The sequence below is a fragment of the Legionella tunisiensis genome, from assembly GCF_000308315.1.
Classification (GTDB): Bacteria; Pseudomonadota; Gammaproteobacteria; order Legionellales; family Legionellaceae; genus Tatlockia; species Tatlockia tunisiensis.
The window spans coordinates 1-3,296 of the sequence record NZ_CALJ01000315.1 but is presented as its reverse complement, the minus strand read 5'-3'; the positions used below and the strand labels follow the sequence as shown (position 1 = coordinate 3,296).

The following is a 3,296-nucleotide window of genomic DNA, read 5'->3' as shown; positions in this document are numbered from 1 at the left end:
ATGCCCGTGAAAAACTTTACCAGGGTACATATCAAGCATAATCTTTGCTTTATCACCCGGTTTAATTAGTCGAATAACGGTTTCCCTATAACGTGTTACGACCCACCAGCGTTTAGTATCGACTACAGCAAATAAGCCTTCTCCGATACTAATATATTGACCGTGCCGCAAATTGAAATTAGTAACGTAGCCATCTGTGGGCGCAAGAACCGTAGTATGCTCATACATGTAGCGTGCTTTCTCATAAACTGCCTTTGCGGCTATGACTTTATTATCATCAAAATTCTGTTGCGCTATTTGCAACTCTTGTGCCGCACTAAGTACCATCGCTTCCTGTTCTTGAATTTTGGATTCCACATTAATTAATCGAATTTCGGGAATATCACCACGCTGTTGCAATTTACTGTAACGTTGATAGTGATCACGGCTTAATGCAAGCATATCCTGATTTTGCTGCAATTTATCGTGTGCTACCTTGATCGCCAATCGTTCATTCTCATACTCAAGCTTAGCAATCTGTAACTCAGCCCAGGCTTTATCCATAGCGTATTTATAAGGTCTGGGATCAATCTCAATTAATTTCTGTCCTTTTTTTACAGTTTGGTTTTCACAGACATAAATTTTGCTAATGGGGCCGGCAACAAGAGCAGCCATGTTAATCACATGTGCTGAGACATAAGCATCGTCAGAACGGGTATAATAATAGGCAAAAAAACGATAACCGGCAAAAGCCAATACAATAATTGTCAGCGTAATAATATGTGGCCAATATGGAAATGCCGCTAAACGCTCTCGATTCATTTAACAACCGTCCTTTGCCTATCTACGAATATAGCCAATCAACAGGCTTAAGTCCCTTATAGCGAAATAAGACTTCATTTATCTAAGCTCATTTCATGCCAGAAATGTTAACAGCATCGAAATTAGGTAACAAAAATATCCCTCTATAATTCGAAATAAATGCAAGAAAGGTTTATTCTTTATAAAGAATCGAACTGGAAAGAGATAACGCTATTTTTAATTAAGATCTACCTGACATTGGCATTTAATAAGGGAGAAGATTCAATGGACTACACGCATTGCCTGGATAAAGATGGAAACCCCTATTGTGAGGTTTATGTTACCGATTACCGACTTATTACGAATCCCATACTGAATAAAGGTTCAGGATTTACTAAGGAAGAGCGTGAAGAATTCCATTTATTTGGGCTTTTGCCGCCAGAGGAAAGTCATATTGCTGATCAGCGTGCCCGCTCTTATGCAGCCTTTAAAAATAAGGGCAGTGATCTGGAAAAGTATATTTATCTACGCGACTTACAGGATTCAAACGAAACGCTCTATTACAGCTTACTTAATGAGCATATCACCGAAATGATGCCAATTGTTTATACACCTATAGTGGGTGACGCCTGTATTCATTTTAGCCACATTTACCGTCGCCCACGCGGCATTTTTATCGCTTACCCTTACCGCGACCGCATTGATCAAATCTTGGCAAATCCACGTTTTGATAAAGTAAAAGCCATCGTGGTATCGGATGGTGAACGTATTTTAGGTTTGGGCGATCAAGGTGCAGGCGGCATGGGGATTCCCATCGGTAAACTTGCTTTGTATTGTGCTTGCTCAGGAATACACCCATCCGCAACACTACCCATTTTACTCGATACTGGTACGAACAATGCTGAACTGATTAAAGACCCTTTGTATATCGGTTGGCGACATGAACGAATTCGTGGAAAAGAATACGATGATTTTATTGCTGCTTTCATCAAAGCATTAAAAAACGTTTCCCTCACATTCTTTTGCAATGGGAGGATTTTGCCTTGCAAAATGCCACGCGCCTATTAGACACCTACCGTACACAGCTCTGTACCTTCAATGATGATGTACAAGGTACCGCAGCCATCGCTACCGGTACTCTTTTATCCGCTGTACAAGTAACAGGTATCCATTTACGCGAACAGCGTATTGTGATTGTGGGCGCAGGCTCAGCGGGTTGTGGCATAGCAGAGTTAATAGTACACGCCATGATCGATGATGGTATCTCCGAAAAAGAAGCAAGGGATCGGATTTACATGATTGATCGTAATGGCTTGTTAGTAGAAGGAATGGAAGGTTTGCTTCCTTTTCAACAAAAATTATTAAAATCCAAACAGGCAATTGCCAATTGGCAATGTGAAAACAAAACATAATTAGTTTAAAGGATGTCATTAAAAATTTGCACCCTAATGCCTTAGTGGGTGTCTCTGGGCAGGTAGGTATCTTTACTGAAGAATTAATTCGCGAAATGGCAGCGCATGTCGCCCAACCTATTATCATGCCTCTTTCTAATCCTATTACGCATAGTGAAGCGGTACCCAGTGATCTCATGTTATGGACTGATAATCGTGCTGTCATTGGTACTGGCAGCCTTTTGGAAACATTATAAAAAATGGCAAGCCTTTCCGAGTAGATCAAACCAATAATGTTTATATTTTCCCAGGCATGGGTCTTGGCCTGATTGCTGTCAAAGCCAAACAAGTTTCCGATAAAATGTTCATGGCTGCTGCCAAAGCACTGGCAAGCTGCTCACCCGCCAAACACGATCCTCAGGCTAATCTACTCCCCCCTCTCACCGAGGTGCGAGAGGTTTCCTATAAAGTAGCCTTCGCTGTCGCTAGAGAAGCCGTTAATTCCAATTTAGCTGATTTTTTAACAGATGAAGACATCGAAAAAAGATCAAGAGCCATATCTGGGAACCTGCGTATATTCCTTATAAATTAGTCAAGAAAAAATAAAAAAATCAACGTCCTGTTCCGCGCGTTTATGCGCGGAATTCAGTTCCCACTCTGATCCAATCGATATTGGATGGAAATGCCGCTACCCTAAATTTTTTTCACTTCTGGTAGCTGCCATTGGCCATCAATAATCACTGGCTTAGGCCAATAAAATCGAAACATCAAAATAAAACTCCCTGCAGGTGCTGGTAACCAATTAGATTCTTTTTCTTTACCAGGAGATTGATGCTGAATATAGAGATCAAGAGAACCATCTTGATTATATTTTAAATTATCACGGGGACTTAATGTATAACGGTTAAGAGGATTGGCAACAAAAAACAAACGCTCGTCATACATCGTTAAGGACCAAAACGCATTAACAGGTGGCGTTTCATCTTGGCCAAAATGAATCAGATATTGATTAGCACCATTGAGGGACTGACCGTTACTATCTGTCATTGCTACTGGATAAATAGCATCCTGCGGACGATTCGCACCAAGGCCAGCAGCAGTAAGGAGAGCTCGCTGCTTATAGTC

The 3,296-nt window shown here is 41.0% G+C and carries 4 protein-coding genes and 1 pseudogene; 3 read left to right on the top strand and 2 right to left on the bottom strand.

Annotated elements, in window-relative coordinates; all coding sequences use genetic code 11:
* The coding region (locus tag BN58_RS27410) for an HlyD family secretion protein (RefSeq protein WP_019218213.1) at positions 1-801 on the bottom strand (801 nt) is incomplete at its 3' end.
* 264 nt (positions 802-1,065) lie between these two features.
* On the opposite strand from BN58_RS27410, the gene maeA reads away from it, so the two are divergent.
* From maeA to BN58_RS38120, 3 genes and pseudogenes are all read left to right on the top strand, one after another.
* A complete protein-coding gene (maeA, locus tag BN58_RS35430) occupies positions 1,066-1,848 on the top strand; it encodes an oxaloacetate-decarboxylating malate dehydrogenase (protein ID WP_232220823.1) in 783 nt (260 codons plus the stop codon).
* Positions 1,824-2,192 carry a malic enzyme-like NAD(P)-binding protein gene (locus BN58_RS35425; protein ID WP_019218211.1) on the top strand — a complete coding sequence of 123 codons (369 nt, stop codon included), beginning with the start codon at positions 1,824-1,826 and terminating at the stop codon, positions 2,190-2,192. Before maeA ends, BN58_RS35425 begins: the two co-directional genes overlap by 25 nt.
* Before the next feature lie 44 nt (positions 2,193-2,236).
* Positions 2,237-2,763 (top strand): annotated as a pseudogene (locus BN58_RS38120) (malic enzyme-like NAD(P)-binding protein).
* 101 nt (positions 2,764-2,864) lie between these two features.
* Here the strand turns inward: BN58_RS38120 and BN58_RS27400 are convergent.
* A partial coding sequence (locus BN58_RS27400; RefSeq protein ID WP_040916801.1) for a DUF1214 domain-containing protein occupies positions 2,865-3,296 on the bottom strand: 432 nt, incomplete at its 5' end.